Source organism: Bartonella phoceensis (genome assembly GCF_902825145.1).
Taxonomy (GTDB): Bacteria; Pseudomonadota; Alphaproteobacteria; order Rhizobiales; family Rhizobiaceae; genus Bartonella; species Bartonella phoceensis.
The window spans coordinates 35,120-52,590 of sequence record NZ_CADEAD010000001.1 but is presented as its reverse complement, the minus strand read 5'-3'; the positions used below and the strand labels follow the sequence as shown (position 1 = coordinate 52,590).

Annotated in this window: 14 protein-coding genes; 8 read left to right on the top strand and 6 right to left on the bottom strand. The window is 37.9% G+C overall.

Annotation, left to right across the window (positions count from 1 at the left end):
* Positions 1–33 precede the first annotated feature (33 nt).
* On the bottom strand, positions 34–1,266 hold the full coding sequence (gene argJ, locus J7R07_RS00225) for a bifunctional glutamate N-acetyltransferase/amino-acid acetyltransferase ArgJ (RefSeq protein ID WP_208434953.1): 1,233 nt from the start codon (positions 1,264–1,266) through the stop codon (positions 34–36).
* A gap of 131 nt (positions 1,267–1,397) precedes the next feature.
* Positions 1,398–2,351: a peptidylprolyl isomerase gene (locus J7R07_RS00220; RefSeq protein WP_208434952.1), complete on the bottom strand. Its 954-nt coding sequence runs from the start codon at positions 2,349–2,351 to the stop codon at positions 1,398–1,400.
* A gap of 435 nt (positions 2,352–2,786) precedes the next feature.
* Here J7R07_RS00220 and secA point away from each other — a divergent pair, with 435 nt between their 5' ends.
* The 4 genes from secA (at position 2,787) to prmC (ending at position 8,027) form a co-directional block, all read left to right on the top strand.
* Positions 2,787–5,504: a preprotein translocase subunit SecA gene (secA, locus tag J7R07_RS00215; protein WP_208434951.1), complete on the top strand. Its 2,718-nt coding sequence runs from the start codon at positions 2,787–2,789 to the stop codon at positions 5,502–5,504.
* Complete coding sequence (locus J7R07_RS00210; RefSeq protein ID WP_208434950.1) at positions 5,443–5,940, top strand: Fur family transcriptional regulator; 498 nt, start codon at positions 5,443–5,445, stop codon at positions 5,938–5,940. Before secA ends, J7R07_RS00210 begins: the two co-directional genes overlap by 62 nt.
* 141 nt (positions 5,941–6,081) lie before the next feature.
* Positions 6,082–7,161, top strand: coding sequence for a peptide chain release factor 1 (prfA, locus tag J7R07_RS00205; protein WP_208434949.1), 1,080 nt, complete (start codon positions 6,082–6,084; stop codon positions 7,159–7,161).
* Entirely contained in the window at positions 7,158–8,027 is an 870-nt protein-coding gene (gene prmC / locus J7R07_RS00200) for a peptide chain release factor N(5)-glutamine methyltransferase (RefSeq protein WP_208434948.1), read from the top strand. Before prfA ends, prmC begins: the two co-directional genes overlap by 4 nt.
* Here prmC and nrdF read toward each other — a convergent pair.
* The 4 genes from nrdF to nrdH are packed head-to-tail and all read right to left on the bottom strand — an operon-like array spanning position 8,024 to position 11,764.
* Complete coding sequence (gene nrdF / locus J7R07_RS00195; RefSeq protein WP_208434947.1) at positions 8,024–8,998, bottom strand: class 1b ribonucleoside-diphosphate reductase subunit beta; 975 nt, start codon at positions 8,996–8,998, stop codon at positions 8,024–8,026. The two genes, prmC and nrdF, sit on opposite strands and share 4 nt — an antisense overlap.
* Positions 8,999–9,009: 11 nt before the next feature.
* Positions 9,010–11,160 (bottom strand): class 1b ribonucleoside-diphosphate reductase subunit alpha, encoded by a 2,151-nt coding sequence (gene nrdE, locus J7R07_RS00190; RefSeq protein ID WP_208434946.1) that lies wholly within the window; start codon positions 11,158–11,160, stop codon positions 9,010–9,012.
* Positions 11,142–11,540 (bottom strand): class Ib ribonucleoside-diphosphate reductase assembly flavoprotein NrdI, encoded by a 399-nt coding sequence (nrdI, locus tag J7R07_RS00185; protein WP_208434945.1) that lies wholly within the window; start codon positions 11,538–11,540, stop codon positions 11,142–11,144. The genes nrdE and nrdI overlap by 19 nt, the downstream gene beginning before the upstream one ends.
* On the bottom strand, positions 11,540–11,764 hold the full coding sequence (gene nrdH / locus J7R07_RS00180) for a glutaredoxin-like protein NrdH (RefSeq protein WP_208434944.1): 225 nt from the start codon (positions 11,762–11,764) through the stop codon (positions 11,540–11,542). Before nrdH ends, nrdI begins: the two co-directional genes overlap by 1 nt.
* A gap of 695 nt (positions 11,765–12,459) precedes the next feature.
* On the opposite strand from nrdH, the gene J7R07_RS00175 reads away from it, so the two are divergent.
* The 4 genes from J7R07_RS00175 (at position 12,460) to ugpB (ending at position 17,391) form a co-directional block, all read left to right on the top strand.
* Positions 12,460–13,212 (top strand): ABC transporter ATP-binding protein, encoded by a 753-nt coding sequence (locus tag J7R07_RS00175; protein ID WP_208434943.1) that lies wholly within the window; start codon positions 12,460–12,462, stop codon positions 13,210–13,212.
* A 3-nt stretch (positions 13,213–13,215) separates the two neighbouring features.
* The gene (locus J7R07_RS00170; RefSeq protein ID WP_208434942.1) at positions 13,216–14,097 is read left to right on the top strand and encodes a metal ABC transporter permease; all 882 of its coding nucleotides are present in this window, start codon (positions 13,216–13,218) and stop codon (positions 14,095–14,097) included.
* Position 14,098: 1 nt separating this feature from the next.
* A complete protein-coding gene (locus J7R07_RS00165) occupies positions 14,099–15,028 on the top strand; it encodes a metal ABC transporter substrate-binding protein (RefSeq protein ID WP_208434941.1) in 930 nt (309 codons plus the stop codon).
* Positions 15,029–16,065: 1,037 nt separating this feature from the next.
* Entirely contained in the window at positions 16,066–17,391 is a 1,326-nt protein-coding gene (gene ugpB / locus J7R07_RS00160) for a sn-glycerol-3-phosphate ABC transporter substrate-binding protein UgpB (protein ID WP_208435283.1), read from the top strand.
* Positions 17,392–17,471 lie beyond the last annotated feature (80 nt).

Here is a 17,471-nt window from a genome sequence, read left to right as displayed (position 1 = left end):
ATAGTATCCAACGTTAAATTTATAGTGTATCAGCTAGCTTCTATAATCACCGTTGATCATAACGTACTCCTTCGTCAAATCACAAGACCAAACTGTCGCTTTACCAGTGCCTAAACCGATATCAACACAAATTGTGATACATTCACCTCGCATATAAGCACCTATTTTCTCTTCACAATATTCGGGATCTCGTTCACCATTAACTGCCAAACGATGTTTACCAAACCAAATCGCCAAGAGATCACGGTCTACTTCAACACCTGCCTTACCCACCGCCATTACTACCCGCCCCCAATTGGCGTCCTCACCAGCAATAGCCGTTTTCACAAGTGGTGAATTTGCAATTGATAAAGCTATAGTTTTAGCAGCTTTATCTGTTGTTGCACCAATTACATTCACTTCAATTAAATGGCGCGCACCTTCTCCATCACAAACAACTTGTAATGCAAGCTCATGCAAAAGCGCACTCAAGTGCTTTGTAAATACTTCATAACGTAGGTCGGTTTTACATGTAAGGCAGGGAAAACCCTCCTTTCCTGTTGCAAACATCATGAGTGTATCTGATGTTGAGGTATCGCTATCAACAGTAATTGAGTTGAAAGAATTCTGAACTGCCTCTGATAACATTGATTGAAGTATATCTGAAGAAATCCATGCATCACTTACGACAAAAGAGAGCATTGTCGCCATATCTGGTGCAATCATACCAGCGCCTTTTGCAATCCCATTAATGGTAACAATTTCCCCCCCACACTCAAATCTGCGCGTAGCAAGTTTAGGAAATGTATCGGTCGTCATAATAGCTTTCGCAGCTTCTAACCAATTCCTCTCTTTGGCTGTCTTCACCATACTCGGTAAAAGATTTACAATACCCGATGCATCCATTGGCTCGCCAATAACACCCGTAGAAGCTATAAAAATCTCATTTTCACTAACCTTCAAAGCACTTGCTGCTGCACACATAATTTCATTTGTTGTGTGCCTGCCTTTGCGTCCTGTAAAAGCATTTGCATTCCCAGAATTAACAACAATACCTCTAGCAACTCCATGCGGAAGAGATGCACGGCAATGTTCTACAGGAGCAGATGGACACTTTGAACGTGTAAAAACCCCGGCAACACTTGCTGGTTTATCAAATATGATGAAAAGAAGATCTGTACGATCTTTATATTTAATTCCAGCTTCAGCCGTTGCTATCCGCACACCAGATAATGGAGGAAGCTCTTGTATATTTTGGGGAGATAAAGGAGATATTTTCAAAGTCACACTATACTTTCTATAAAAAAAGATGAACGGATCATAAATAAATAGCCTTTCACAAAAAAATACTAAGCTTTTTTGACAAAATTAATCTCTCAAATTCCCCAATACAGACATTCTCCGCTTCTTTCTCCTCGCTACTCGGCGTCTTCTTCATCAGCTGTTTCATCTGGAAGCGGCGTCCCATTCTGACTAAGCGATTGCATAAGTTTTGTAACATTAGGATCAGGATATTGCACGTCTAACTTGCCACGTAAATCAATAATCAATTTTTGGTAACGTTCTTTTATCAGCTGTGTACGCAACATCTCTTTAACATCATCAAATAGAGGAGGTTGTTTCAAACGACGATCTTCTAACTTGATAACATGCCAACCAAAAGGACTTTCAACGGGCTTTTTAGTATATTCGCCAACTTTCAGACCGAATACAGCATCCTCGAAAGGTTTGACCATTTGACCATGGCTAAAGTAGCCAAGATCGCCCCCAACAGCGGCAGAACCATCTGTTGAACTCTTCTTTGCGATCTCTTCAAAATTTTCCCCTTTATTTAAACGCTTAATAACAGCTTCTGCTTCTTTTTTCGTTTTGACCAAAATATGGCGCGCTTTAACCTCATCTTCTTTGGGTAAAGCAGCAACTTCTTTATTGTAAAGGGTCTCCAAATCGGTATCCGAAATTTGATCAACGATCGTCTGCTTAAAATAAAGCTGTTGAAGAACATTATCACGCATAACTGCCATACGTTTATCATAAGCTTCAGTTTTATCGATCCCCTGACTCCTTGCTGCTTTAGAAAGTGCCTGCATATCTAAATAAGCTTTTAAAACCATTACACGACGTTGTTCATCAGGAAAACGCTCTAAATTAGGATTTATTTCAAGCGCTAACTCATCCAATTGCCCTGCTGTAATACTCTTTCCATCAATAACTGCCATAACATGAGAGAGGGGAATTGTTTTTTCAGAAGCTTTTTCTAAAGTCTTTAAATCATTCGACGGTGAATTCAAACTTTCTTGAGCCATCACCCCCAAACTCATGTTCGTCAATAAGGCTGATGTTAAAAAAATCATGATAAAGTTGAATTTCATAAATATACTCCTTGAAAATGAAAGCAGGTTTAAGATTTTAATTTTCTCTAACCGTGACATTTTAATCTCTAAACATGGGCAAATAAATCAATAATTTTATTTTAAAAATTATAAACTTGTCCTTTTATTTCAGTTTATTCTACCCCATCCAATGCTTCTAGAGAATATAATAACATAGAAAAATGACACATTGTATCCCAAATGTATCCCAAATTACTTTGTACCGTACCAATTAAATAGCATTACTAAAGTTGACACAGTGCACTTAGCCTCTTATCTCTACTTTACAATTAAAGTGAAAAATTGCACACCGACAAGTATAATAGTACCATGTGTATCTGATTATTATATTAGATGTCTTGGAAAGTGCGGAGTATGGGGATAGCATATGAGTTATCCAACAAGAGTGACAACAATTAAAAGAAAGGGCCAGAGATGGTCAGTTTAGGTGTCTTTGCACGTAAATTTTTTGGTTCAGCTCATGAGCGACGTCTCAAAGCTCTTCGTCAAAAAGTTGTACAAATTAATGCTTTAGAAGAACGATTCATGAAATTAAGCGATGCGCAACTCTGCCAAAAAACTGACGAGTTTCGTAAACGTCTCACTGAGGGTGAAACCGTTAACTTGCTTCTACCAGAAGCTTTTGCAACTGTTCGTGAAGCCGCAAAACGCGTTTATGATATGCGCCCTTTTGATGTACAACTTATTGGTGGAATGGTGCTTCATGACTGCGGTATTGCTGAAATGCGTACCGGTGAAGGTAAAACATTAATGGCGACTCTGCCGATTTATCTCAATGCATTGGAAGGAAAAGGCGTTCATGTCGTAACGGTAAACGATTATCTGGCTAGTCGTGATGCTGAAACAATGGGGAAAATTTTCGGTTTTTTAGGATTAACAACGGGTGTGATTCTCCATGATCTTGATAATGATGCCCGTCGAGCAGCCTATGCATGTGACATCACTTATGCAACAAATAATGAATTAGGATTTGATTATCTGCGCGATAATATGGCCTTTGATCGTAGGCAAATGGTCCAGCGTGGACATCATTACGCAATTGTTGATGAAGTTGATTCGATCCTTATTGATGAAGCACGTACCCCTCTTATAATTTCTGGTCCTTTAGAAGATCGTACTGACTTCTACAACCTTATTGATACATTTATTCCTGCCTTAATTCCAGAAGACTATGAAATAGACGAAAAACAAAAAACAACAACCTTTACGGAAATTGGTACTGAAAAAATTGAAAAAAAACTCGAAGAAGCTGGATATCTAAAAGGAGAAAATCTTTATGATATAGAAAATGTTGCTATCGTCCATCATGTTAATAACGCTCTTAAAGCCCATAAGTTGTTTGTCCGTGACAAGGATTACATTGTTCGTAATGGTGAAATTGTTATTATTGATGAATTTACAGGCCGCATGATGCCAGGACGGCGTTATTCTGAGGGACTGCATCAAGCTCTTGAAGCTAAGGAGCATGTTACTATTCAACCAGAAAATCAGACGCTCGCTTCCATCACTTTCCAAAATTACTTCCGTATGTACAAAAAACTGTCTGGAATGACTGGAACAGCCACAACGGAAGCCGAAGAGTTCAATAATATTTATGGTCTTGAAGTCGTAGAAATCCCTACGAATTTACCAATACAGCGTATTGATGAAGATGATGAAATTTACCGAACGGCAGAAGAAAAATATCGTGCTATTGTACATGATATCCGTCAAGCACACGAAAAAGGGCAACCTATTCTTGTTGGGACAACGTCTATCGAAAAATCAGAACAATTGGCAAAACGTTTGCGAAAAGAAGGTATTACCGATTTTAGAGTCTTAAATGCCCGCTATCATGAGCAAGAAGCGTATATTATTGCACAAGCAGGGGTTCCTGGAGCTTTAACCATCGCTACCAATATGGCTGGTCGTGGTACTGATATACAGCTTGGCGGTAATATCGAAATGCGTATCCGACAAGAATTACAGGATATACCTGATGGAGCAGAACGGACAGCTAAGATTGAAGAAATAAAAAAAGATGTCAAACAGCTTAAAGAAAAAGCATTAGCTGTTGGCGGTCTTTACGTCATTGCTACGGAACGCCATGAAAGCCGTCGTATTGATAACCAATTACGTGGTCGTTCTGGTCGCCAAGGCGACCCTGGTCGCTCGAAATTCTTTCTTTCTCTTCAAGACGATCTTATGCGTATCTTTGGCTCCAATCGTATGGATGGAATGCTACAAAAACTTGGTTTGAAAGAAAATGAAGCGATCACTCATCCATGGATTAATAAAGCCCTTGAAAAAGCACAAAAAAAAGTCGAAGCACGTAATTTCGAAATCCGTAAAAATTTGTTAAAATATGACGATGTCATGAATGACCAACGCAAGGTTATTTTTGAACAGCGTATGGAAGTCATGAATGCAGATGATTTAACAGATATGATCCTTGAAATGCGTAATGAAGTGGTAGAAGATCTCGTAGAAACTTATATTCCATCAGGAACATATTCTGAAAAATGGAATGTGCAAGCCCTGCAAGAAGAAATTCACCACCTCTTCAATCTTGAACTTCCAATAGAAAAATGGGCAAAAGAAGATGGAATCGCTGAAGAACAGATTTTAGAACGCATATCAAATGCTATTACCAAACTTGAAAATGAGCGTACTGAACGCTTTTCTCCAGAAGTTATGGCTTATTTTCACAAAGCCGTATCACTTGAAACAATTGACACTTTATGGCGTGAACATTTGGTAAGTTTAGACCATTTGCGTTCTGCTGTTGGTTTTCGTGGTTATGCACAACGAGATCCACTCAACGAGTATAAAACAGAATCATTTGAACTCTTTCAGAGCATGCTTAAAAATTTGCGCAGAATTGTTACTTCTAAACTCATGCGTTTCGAAATCATTCAGCAGCCTACAGCCCCCCTCGCACCTATGCAAGCGGATGCTGATAACTCTATTCTAAATGATCAAGGAGAAAAAAATATTCTACCCTTGTGGGCACGAACACAAGAAAATAAAATTGTTGACCCGAAAAACCGTAATCCCAACGATGTAACCACATGGGGTAAAGTTGGGCGTAATGAGCGTTGTCCTTGCGGTTCAGAGAAAAAGTACAAACATTGTCACGGTGCATTTGTTTGAAAAACAAACAATGAAGAAGATGAATAAAAAGCGAAATTATGAGCAAGAATTACGCACTGCAGGTTTAAGAGTAACACGTCAAAGACGTGTTATTCTTGATATTTTAGTGGACACAAACGATCATCCAAATGCGTTTGAAATTTTTCAGCGCGCTCATAAAATAGATTCTAGTGTTTCGCTTTCAACCGTTTATAGAACCATGAAAATATTAGAAGGAAATGGGACAATTCATCGCCATACCTTTAGTGGTGGCCCATCTCGTTTTGAGCAAGCAGATGGACAACACCATGATCATCTCATTGATATAGAAACGGGACAAGTTATTGAATTTCATTCTGATATCATGGAAAAGTTGCAGGAAGAAATTGCTAAATCACTTGGCTATAATATTGTTCATCACCGCCTCGAACTTTATGGGAAAAAACGTAATTTTTAAAGCGATTGTTTCGAAAATCTGTATCTTTCATTGGCAAGGAAGCTTTTCTGCTTTATTACCCCTTTTTATAGGATGTGATAAAACTTTCTATCATCAATATTGCAATAATGAAGTGTTATAATAAATTAGGTCTATAGTATCATGGTTTCTTTACCACAGGATCGTATGAAACAGCTTGAAAAGCGTTTTGAAATAATTGAAAACCAAATGGCTACAAACCCAAATACCGAAACATATGTAAAATTAGCTTCTGAATATGCAGAGTTACAGCCAATTGTTCATTCTATACGAACATTAAATGCTCTCCACGTAGAAATCACAGAGCTGGAAAATATCATCGGTGATAAAGTAACAGATATAGAAATGCGCAATCTTGCCCAAGAAGAGCTACCATTATTATGTCAGAAAATAGAAAAACTTGAACAAGAACTCCATATTCTTCTTTTACCTAAAGATGTTGCTGATGAAAAAAGCGCAATTGTTGAAATTCGAGCAGGAACGGGTGGATCAGAAGCAGCACTCTTTGCCGGTGATCTTTTTCGCATGTATGAACGTTATGCCACTTCTCATAACTGGAAAGTTGAAGTCGTTTCGCTTAATGAAGGGGAAGTCGGTGGATATAAAGAAATTATTGCAGCCATTTCAGGTAAAGGTGTTTTTTCTAAACTGAAATTTGAATCAGGCGTTCATCGTGTGCAACGCATCCCTGAAACAGAAACAAGTGGACGCATTCATACATCTGCTGCTACCGTTGCAGTCCTTCCAGAAGCTGAGGAAATTGACATCGAAATCCGTCCCGAAGACGTTCGCATCGACACAATGCGTGCATCTGGAGCAGGAGGTCAGCATGTCAATACAACTGACTCAGCTGTTCGTATAACGCATATTCCAACAGGAATTATGGTTGTGCAAGCGGAAAAATCACAACATCAAAACCGCGCGCGGGCGTTGCAAATTTTACGCGCGCGCTTATTTGATATCAAACGACAAAAAGCGGAAAGTGAACGTTCAGCTTCCCGTAAAAACCAAGTCGGCTCTGGTGATCGCTCGGAACGTATTCGTACCTATAATTTTCCACAAGGACGTGTCACAGATCATCGTATTAATCTCACTCTGTATAAGCTTGACCGTATCCTAGAAGGAGATCTTGATGAACTTATTCATGCACTCATATCTGATCATCAGACAGCTCTGCTTATGGAAATGGATAATAATGGATGAGCCGCCATATTCTCAATGATACCATCCGAAAAACACAAGAAAAACTGCGTACTCAAGGAATTTCTGAAGCGAATCTTGATGCAAAAATACTTGTTGAATGGATAACAAATACAAATGCATCAGATAGAATTTGCAAACCAGATATGTGCCTCTCTTTTGAACAAATTGTACAATTAGAATATGCCATACAACGGCGTCTTGCTGGCGAACCTGTTTATCGTATTATCGGAGAACGAGAGTTTTATGGCATATCCTTCGCATTATCTCATGATACATTAGAACCACGTTCCGATACAGAAACGCTTATAGATCTTGTTTTACCATTCCTCAAAAAAAAAGGGGAAAAATCAGAAAAAATAACACTGCTTGATATGGGAACAGGAAGTGGTGCTATAGCCATTGTGATTCTTAAACAAATTCCCCAATCCTACGCAGTCGCTGTCGACATTTCTGAAGATGCCCTTAAAACAGCGACAAAAAATGCAAAAAATGCAGAAGTTATAAACCGCTTCACACCTCTTCTTAGTAATTGGTTTGCTTCTGTCACAGGTCAATTTGATCTCATTATTTCCAATCCACCCTATATTCCAGAAAAAGACATCAAAAAACTTGCAAAGGAAGTGCGTCTACATGATCCCTTACGCGCATTGGTTGGTGGAAAAGACGGTCTTGATTTTTATAGAAAGCTTGCTCATGAAGCAGCAAACTACTTAAAAGCAGGAAGCGGCTGTATCGCTGTCGAAATCGGATATTCTCAAGAAACAAAAGTCTGCAGTTTATTTGAAGAATGTGGCTTCCAATTGCTAGAAATGCGCAAAGACTTGAATGGTATACCTCGCGCACTACTCTTTTTACGCAATCGTTAAAATTCCCAATCATCATCTGTCGTAGCAACTGCTTTGCCAATAACATAAGAAGAGCCGGCTCCTGAAAAAAAGTCATGATTTTCGTCAGAATTTGGTGATAAAGCCGCTAAAATCGCAGGGTTAACGCGACAAACTTCAGGAGGAAAAAGAACTTCAAAACCTAAATTCATTAAGGCCTTGTTTGCATTATAATGAAGAAAAACTTTAACATCTTCTGTCAATCCAAGTGCATCATAAAGATCTTCAGTATATTTGCATTCAATATTGTAAAGATCAAAGAGCAAATTAAAAGCAAAATCTTTAATTTCTTTCTTCTTGTCTTCATCAAGTTTTGCAAATCCCAATTGAAATTTATAGCCTATATAATAACCATGTACAGCTTCATCACGGATGATCAGCCGAATGAGATCGGCTGTATTTGTTAATTTAGCGCGACTTGCCCAATACATTGGTAAATAAAAACCAGAATAAAATAAAAAGCTTTCTAGCAAAGTCGAAGCAATTTTTTTCTTTAACGGATCATTTGCCTCATAACGTTCAAGCACTAATCTTGCTTTTTTTTGCAAATGAACATTTTCTTCTGACCACCTAAATGCATCATCAACTTCTACGGTCGAACATAGGGTTGAAAAAATAGAAGAATAAGAACGCGCATGAACTGCTTCCATGAATGCAATATTTGTCAAGACTGCCTCCTCATGCTCTGTTATCGCATCAGCCAGCAGTGAAATGGCCCCTACAGTATTTTGAATCGTATCTAAAAGAGTTAATCCTGTAAAAACACGAATCGTTAGCTTGCGCTCTTCCTCTGTCAAACTTGACCATGAAGGAATATCATTAGAAAGCGGAACCTTTTCAGGCAACCAAAAATTTCCAGTTAAGCGGTTCCATACCTCAAGATCTTTCTCATCATGCAATCTATTCCAATTGACAGCGCAAACAACAGGATTCTTGGTTGTAATCTTTGTCATATGATTATCTCCTATAGACTGCAGGAAACACAGCCATCAATTTCTGTCCCACTCAACGCTACTTGCCGCAACCGTATATAATAAATACTCTTTATACCCTTTTTCCAGGCATAAATTTGAGCACGATTAATATCACGCGTGGTAGCGGTATCAGGAAAAAATAACGTTAATGAAAGACCTTGATCAACATGCTGCGTAGCAGCAGCATAGGTATCAATAATTTTTTCAGGGCCAATTTCATAAGCATCCTGGTAGAACTTCAAATTCGTATTATCCATATAAGGAGCAGGATAATAAACACGCCCAATTTTCCCCTCTTTACGAATTTCAATCTTCGAAGCTATTGGGTGAATAGAAGATGTTGCATGATTAATATAAGAAATAGATCCTGTAGGAGGCACAGCCTGTAGATTGCGATTATACAGCCCGTACTCAACAACTAAATCCTTGAGTATCTGCCAATCCTTTTGGTCTGGTATAGCAATGTTATTTCGTGCGAAAATCTCTTGTACAAGTGCGAATTGCGGCTTCCATTCTTTCTCAATGTACTTCGCAAAAAAACGACCATCTGCATAAGCTGACTTCTCAAACCCAGCAAATACCTGCTGACGTTCGCGTGCAATTAAATTGGAGACACGGATTGCGTGATAGGTTACAACATAAAAATAGATATTGGTAAAATCAATCGCTTCTGGAGATCCATAATAAATCTGTTCACGCGCTAAAAAACCATGTAAATTCATTTGTCCCAAACCAATCGCATGACTCTCAGCATTGCCCTTCGCAATGGAAGGTACACAGGCAATATTGCTCATATCGGAAACAGCAGTAAGAGCACGAATAGCAGCTTCCACTGTCTGCCCAAAATCAGGACTTTCCATTGCTTTTGCAATATTCATTGAACCAAGATTACAGGATATATCACTTCCAATTGTGCGATAAGTTAAATCCGTCTCTAGTTCACTTGCTTCACTTACCTGCAAAATTTCTGAACATAAATTGCTCATACTTATCCGTCCGGCTATTGGATTAGCTCGGTTAGCAGTATCCTCAAATAAAATATAAGGATAACCTGATTCAAATTGAATTTCCGCTAATGTCTGAAAAAAAACGCGTGCGCTTATTTTCTTTTTACGAATCTTGGCATTATCAACAAAAGATCGATAATGCTCCGTCAAAGAAATATCACTAAAGGGTTTCCCTGTTACGCGCTCAATATCATAAGGTGAGAATAGATACATATCCTCATTATTACGCGCAAGCTCAAAAGTAATATCAGGAACTACCACACCAAGCGAAAGTGTTTTTATTCTAACCTTTTCATCAGCATTCTCACGTTTTGTATCTAAAAACTTCATAATATCTAAATGATGTGCATGTAAATAAACAGCACCAGCCCCTTGTCGTGCACCAAGTTGATTGGCATAAGAGAAAGAATCTTCCAAAAGTTTCATCACAGGCAATACACCTGAAGATTGGTTTTCTATTTGCTTGATTGGTGCTCCTGCTTCCCGCACATTTGTTAAACAAAGTGCTACACCTCCACCGCGTTTTGAGAGTTGTAAAGCAGAATTGACCGCACGACCTATCGATTCCATATTGTCTTCAACACGCAACAAAAAACACGATACTAATTCGCCACGCTGTCTCTTTCCTGCATTCAAAAATGTCGGTGTTGCAGGTTGAAATCGGCCTGTAATAATTTCATCCACAAAAGTCTCAGCAAGAGCTCTACTGCCTTGTGCTAAATATAAAGCAACAAGGCAGACACGATCTTCATAGCGTTCAAGATAGCGCTTGCCATCAAAAGTCTTGAGAGTGTAGCTCGTATAGTACTTAAATGCGCCCAAAAAAGTAGGAAAACGAAACTTAAATGCGTAAGCGCGTTTAAAAAGCTTTTTAATAAAAGAAAAATCATAAAGCTCTAATAAAGGCTTTTCGTAGTAACCTTCTTCTATCAAGTAGTCTATTTTTTCTTTAAGATTATGAAAAAAAACCGTGTTTTGGTTAACATGTTGAAGAAAATACTGCCGTGCAGCAAGCCGATCCATATCAAATTGAATATGACCATTTTCATCATAAAGATTAAGCATTGCATTTAGCGCATGATAGTCCATGATTTGTCCCGACTTTTGTGATTGTTTTATACTAACTGTTTCCAAAATCTTTCCAATCCCTTCTTTACACAAATGACGTCTTCATCAGTGCCACGCAATTCAAAACGATACAGGCAAGGTACAAAACATTTTTCAGCAATAATCTTACTTGCTAAATTGTAATAACGACCAAAATTACGATTCCCTCCACCAATGACACCACGAATGAATTTGCGATTCTCACTTTCATTGAGAAAACGAATAACCGCTTTTGGTACAGCCCCTCTTCCTTCACCATCTGCATAGGTAGGAACGACTAATACATAAGGCTCATCAACTAATATAGATGGTTTTTTTTTATCAATCTTGAAGAGCCTTTGGCCAAGCTGTGAGACAAAATGTTCAGTATTACCCGTTGTACTCGAATAATAAACAATCAGTCCCATTAAACACAAAGACCACTAATCATATCTGGTCTAAAACCAGACCAATGATTCTCACCACAAACAACCACAGGAACCTGACGATACCCCAGAGATTGAACAAAAGTATATGCCTGTTCATCGCGGGAAATGTCTACAATACGATAATGAATACCTTTAGCATCAAAAGCGCGACGCGTGGCGTCACATTGAACGCAAGACGGCTTGCTATAAATAGTGATCGACATTTTCTTCAACTTTCATAATTTAAAAAAAACCACCCCTCAAAGGGCATTAATTCTAATAATTTTAAGATACTCAAGAATAACAAAAAACAGTAATTGTAAACAAACACACACAGCCACACTCTTGTTCAAACAACACATAGCTTTTTGAACATAACAGAAATCCCCATCAAGTAACTTCAAAACTATGATGAACATAAATGACTATTCTACAACTTAAACGGTAACGCATTTTAGTTATAAAACAATCTTTTGCTTGCATTACAATTCCCTCCTGCTGCCTAAAAACTAACGTCCCTCCCCAGCAGTTGCTTCCCAATGCATAGTTTTACTCTTTATATGATAAAATCGACTTACAAAAACAAAAGGGAATTCCCTGGAGAGAGACATTCCAACAGAAACACTACTCTATTCTTTGCCGATAAACTCTTTGCGACATATTACGGAAATAACTTAGACGCCAAACGAAACACACACTACCCTCACTTGTGCCTATTTAGAATCACCAATCGTTTCAGTACTATATATAGTATACACACTCTCTATTTCGTCAAGGAAAATTCAACCATTATTTTGAATTTTCCACGATCTTCCTCTTAAAATTTTCGACTCCCAAAATATATGTAATACTATAACATTTTATTGACAAATGTTATAGTATTACATATTGTTCAAGATAAATAAAAGGTGGTATAATTATGGGTCTGCATTTCGAAAGTGCAACATTAGGATATGTAAATAGAATAGCAATAGAGAGCTTTTCAGCAAAATTAAACGCTGGCTCATTGGTAGCAATAATAGGTGATAATGGTGCTGGGAAATCTACACTGCTAAAAGCACTTGCGGGATTGATTAAACCTCTCAAAGGTAAAATCACAAAACCGAAGAAAAGTCGGATTGCCTATCTTGCCCAACAGTGTGATATAGATCAAACATTTCCAATTGATGTAAAAGCGCTGATAAAAACGGGGCTGTGGTCTTTTTGCGGATTATGGAAAAACCAGCGCTCTTATGACTCTAAAATTCAGAATGCACTTGAAGCGGTTGGGCTTACGGCACTCGCTAGACGTTCACTTGATACGCTCTCTAAGGGCCAGTTGCAACGCGCCCTCTTTGCACGTATTATTGTACAAGATGCCGATATTATCTTACTTGATGAACCTTTCAATGGTGTAGATCGTAATACCCAAAAAGACCTTCTTGCGTTGATCACACACTGGCAAAAACAAGGACGAACAGTTCTTACAGCACTCCATGATCCACTCATTGTGCAAAAATATTTTCCTCAAATGATTCACATTAATGAAAAAAATGCCTTTTATGGAGAAACAAAACAGTTTTTCCGCGGCACTATTGATCACGTTATGCTATCTTTTGCATCCAATTCATTGTGTATCAGCGCACTCAAACAACATTTTCCCCTCAGTGATTCTTACTCTATTAGGTTATAATACGTGTATGCATTTTTTCTTGCCCCCTTCATTGATTTCCACTTTATGCAAAGCGCCCTTATCGGTTCAATCCTTCTGTCTATTAGCGCTTGTCCTGTTGGTGTATTTTTGATGCTGCGCGGAATGAGTTTAACAGGAGATGCCATATCCCACGCTATTCTTCCCGGTGTTGCAGCTGCTTTTCTTTTTTGTGGATTTTCGCTACTATCCATGACGCTCGGCGGCATCTTAGCTGGCGTCATTGTTGCTTTAGCAACCGTCGTGATTTCACGAAATAGCTTTCAGAAAGAGGACGCGTCCATGACAGTCTTTTATCTAATTGCACTCGCAGCAGGTGTCATTATTGTTTCACTTAAAAATTCTACGATTGATCTGCTTCATCTTTTATTCGGTTCAGTACTTGCACTTGATACACAAGCTCTTCTAATGATCACTACTATAATGTTGATCACAGTATGTAGCCTCCGTATTTTTTGGCGTGCATTCGTAGTAGAAAGCTTTGATCCCCTTTTTTTTAAATCACTCTCTCCATTGAGTAAATATGTTCATGTATTATTACTTGGACTTGTGGTGTTGAATCTGGTTGGTGGTTTTCAATCACTGGGAACATTACTTTCTGTCGGTATTATGATGATCCCAGCTATTACAGCCCGTTTTTGGCTTTCGCGTCTTGGTCCTATCTGCATACTTTCCACCCTTTTAGGAATCGTTGCTAGCATATGCGGTCTATTGCTTTCTTTTCATCTGTCTCTTCCTTCCGGGCCTGCTATCATCATGGCTGCAGGATCTATTTATCTTTTTTCCTGCTTCATAAGTCCACGCGGCTTTATTGTGGTATGGCTTCCTCATCTCTTTTATACATCTCTCCCCACCTCAAGGAAATAACGTGTTTAAACTCATTCAACAATGTTTTCTGCTTGGAACGCTTCTATTGCTTGTCCTTTTTACAGCTTCTGCTTCTGCATATAATAAGATTCAGGTTATTGCGAGCTTTTCTATTCTTGCAGATTTAGTAAAAAACGTAGGAGGTGACCATATTTCTATGACTAGTTTGGTTGGCCCTAATGCGAATACCCACACGTATGAACCTACCCCTCGTGATGCCCAAGCTCTTAGAGATGCGCATATTATTTTCATCAATGGATTACATTTAGAAGGTTTCATGGACCGTCTCATCACAGCAAGCGGTACAAAAGCGCTTCTTGTCGAAGTGAGTGCCAATATTCCCGTTCTCGAAATTAAAAATCAAGAACATAGTATCCAACAACATCACCGCCACCACATTGATATTGATCCACATGCTTGGCAAACCATCCCTAATGTTGAAACTTATATCAAAAATATCGCAACGGCTTTCTGTAAAATTGATCACCAATCCTGCGTAAGTTACAACGAAAATGCTGCATCCTATCTCCAAAAGCTTAAAGCAGCACAAGAAAAACTTAAAATAAAGATTGCAACGATTCCAAAAGATAAGCGTATTATTATCACATCTCACGATGCCTTTGGCTATTTTGCTCAAGAATATGGTTTTACCATACTTGCACCCCAAAGTGCTTCAACGGAATCTGAAGCGACTGCAGCTGATGTAGCCAAACTTATCAAACAAATTAAAACCAATAAGGCAACCGCCTTATTTGTTGAAAATATTTCTAATCCCCGCCTCATAAAACAGATTTCAAAAGAAACAGGTTTAAAAATCGGTGGAACACTTTATTCTGATGCGTTATCAAACGAAAATGGTCCTGCTACAACTTATCTCGATATGATGGAACATAATGTTAACACTATTATCAATGCGATAATAAAACACTAAGATGTATCTATTATATAAAGGGATAATAAAAAAATAATAAAATCATAATCAGCATTACTAAAATGATTTGTTCTATTCTTTTAAGGATTCCTAAAATTCTCAGATAAATTATGAGACACAAATTAACAGAATTCATAGTCAAGTTATAAGACGTTTTTTCATCATTTCTAAAATACTATTTTAAGCTTAAAGAAATATCTGACAAACAAAAATACCATTGATGCTTAAACTTACTTTATCGTTTTTGAAATTTTCTAAATGCGCATTTGGTTACTCCTGAAAAGAGCCCGTTTATGCAAAATTTCTGCAAGCACAATTCTATGTTTTATTTTAAAATTGTTTTTTACCTATAAATTAACATCATCCACTTGATAATTTTTCTATTTTGATTTTGATGCCAAGAGAAACATCTCATAAATCATAGTTTTAGAACTGTCAAAGAATGCTAAAAAAGCATTGTTTGTTATAGATAGAGAACATCGTTAGACAACCCGAAGTAATCTCCTGAAACTTAAGACCAAGGTTTGTTAGGCAGCTTTTAAAACACGAATCTAAAGCATGATTTTGGTAAGTGGACGAGAAAGTTTGAGAGGACAAGAGCTTCGCAATAAATGAAAAAATCCGCTCTCTTAAACATTCTCATTATGAGAATGCAAACAATTTCCTCAAAACTATCGTTCCCACATTATAGGAAAAATACCACAAAACTAAAAAATCTCTTGAAAAAATAAATTCGAGTACAGCAATAGCCATAACTGAACAATTTTTATTATTTGTACCTTTAAACTTTCTGCCTGCCTTGCTCATTTGAACTGTTTCAATTTTCTATCAGATGTTTGCATGGTAATATCCTATTAACACATGGTCGTTTTCACAAAGGAAAAACTGATGAACTTAAACAAATTTGTTTGACCTTTTGGTGGTTCCTGTTTAAATGAGCCAATATATTTCTGAAATAAAACTGTCATGGCATGCTCATGCGTAATACTATAAATCTAGGAGAAACCTGTATTGCACCACTTCAGAAAGGGGGAACTATGAAATGTCTTTATCTCTCCATCGCAGCATTTGCAGTTGCGATCAGCATGACAACAACAAGTTTTGCGCAAACAAAGATTAGTTTCTGGCATTCTATGAGCGGCGAGCTGGGAAAACAAACTGAAAATCTCATTAACGATTTTAACGCTAGTCAATCTGAGTACAAAGTTATTCCTTCATTTCGCGGTGAATATGAAGAAGGCATGGTTTCCCTTATTTCAGCATTTCGCGGAAGACAACAACCAGTTCTCACCCAAATCTATGAAATTGGCACTGGAACCCTGATGGCTGCAAAAGGCGCTGTGTATCCCATTTATCAACTTATGGCTGATACAAAACAAGAATTTGATCCTACTGATTACTTGCCTGCTATCAGTGGCTATTATTCTGATGTTAAGGGACGAATGCTGGCTATGCCATTCAATGCTTCAACACCAATCCTTTATTATAATAAAGATATCTTTAAAAAAGCAGGACTTGATCCGGAACAGCCTCCTAAAACATGGCGAGATATAGAAAATTTCTCCAAAAAAATCCTTGAGACTAAAGCAGCGAGTTGTGGCTTTACAATGTCTTATGCATCTCAATGGATTGGCATAGAAAATTTTTCAGCATTGCACAATGTTCCTTTTGGAACGAAAGAAAATGGTTTTAGTGGACTTGATTCAAAACTTGTCTTTAATGGTCCTTTACAAGTACGTATGTGGACCGATCTTAAAAAATGGTCTGATCAAGGTATTTTTCGCTACGGAGGTCCAGCAGGAGCTTTAGATGCAACACCAATGTTTATGACACAAAATTGCGCAATCTTTATGCAGTCTTCAGGATCTCGTGCAGGAATCCTTTCTGAAGCGCAATTTGAGGTTGGATTTGGTATGCTGCCTTATTATGATGATGTGGAAGGTGCACCACAAAACTCAATCATTGGAGGTGCTTCCATTTGGGTTTTGAAAGGTCATACCCCTGAAGAATATGCAGGTGCAGCTGCTTTCCTTAAATACCTCTCAAGAGCAGATAACCAAGCTAAGTGGCATCAGATAACGGGTTACCTTCCAACAACAAAGGCTGCTTACGAATTGAGTAAACAACAGCATTACTACGATAAAAATGTTGGTGCAGATATTGCCATTAAACAAATCACTCTCAATCCACCAACCGTTAACTCAAAGGGTATAAGATTTGGTAATTTGCCGCAAATTCGTTCTATTCTTGATCAAGAATTAGAAGCTGTCCTTAGTGGTTCAAAAACACCAAAAGATGGATTAGACGAAACTGTCGAACGTGGTAATAAGCTCTTACGTGAATTTGAAAAAGCCAATCATTAAGGTTTCTTTATGATTATTGAATATAAAAAGTTTAACCAAATAGTTAAGACTTTTTATTTCTTTTTTTTTCGCCTTTTTAA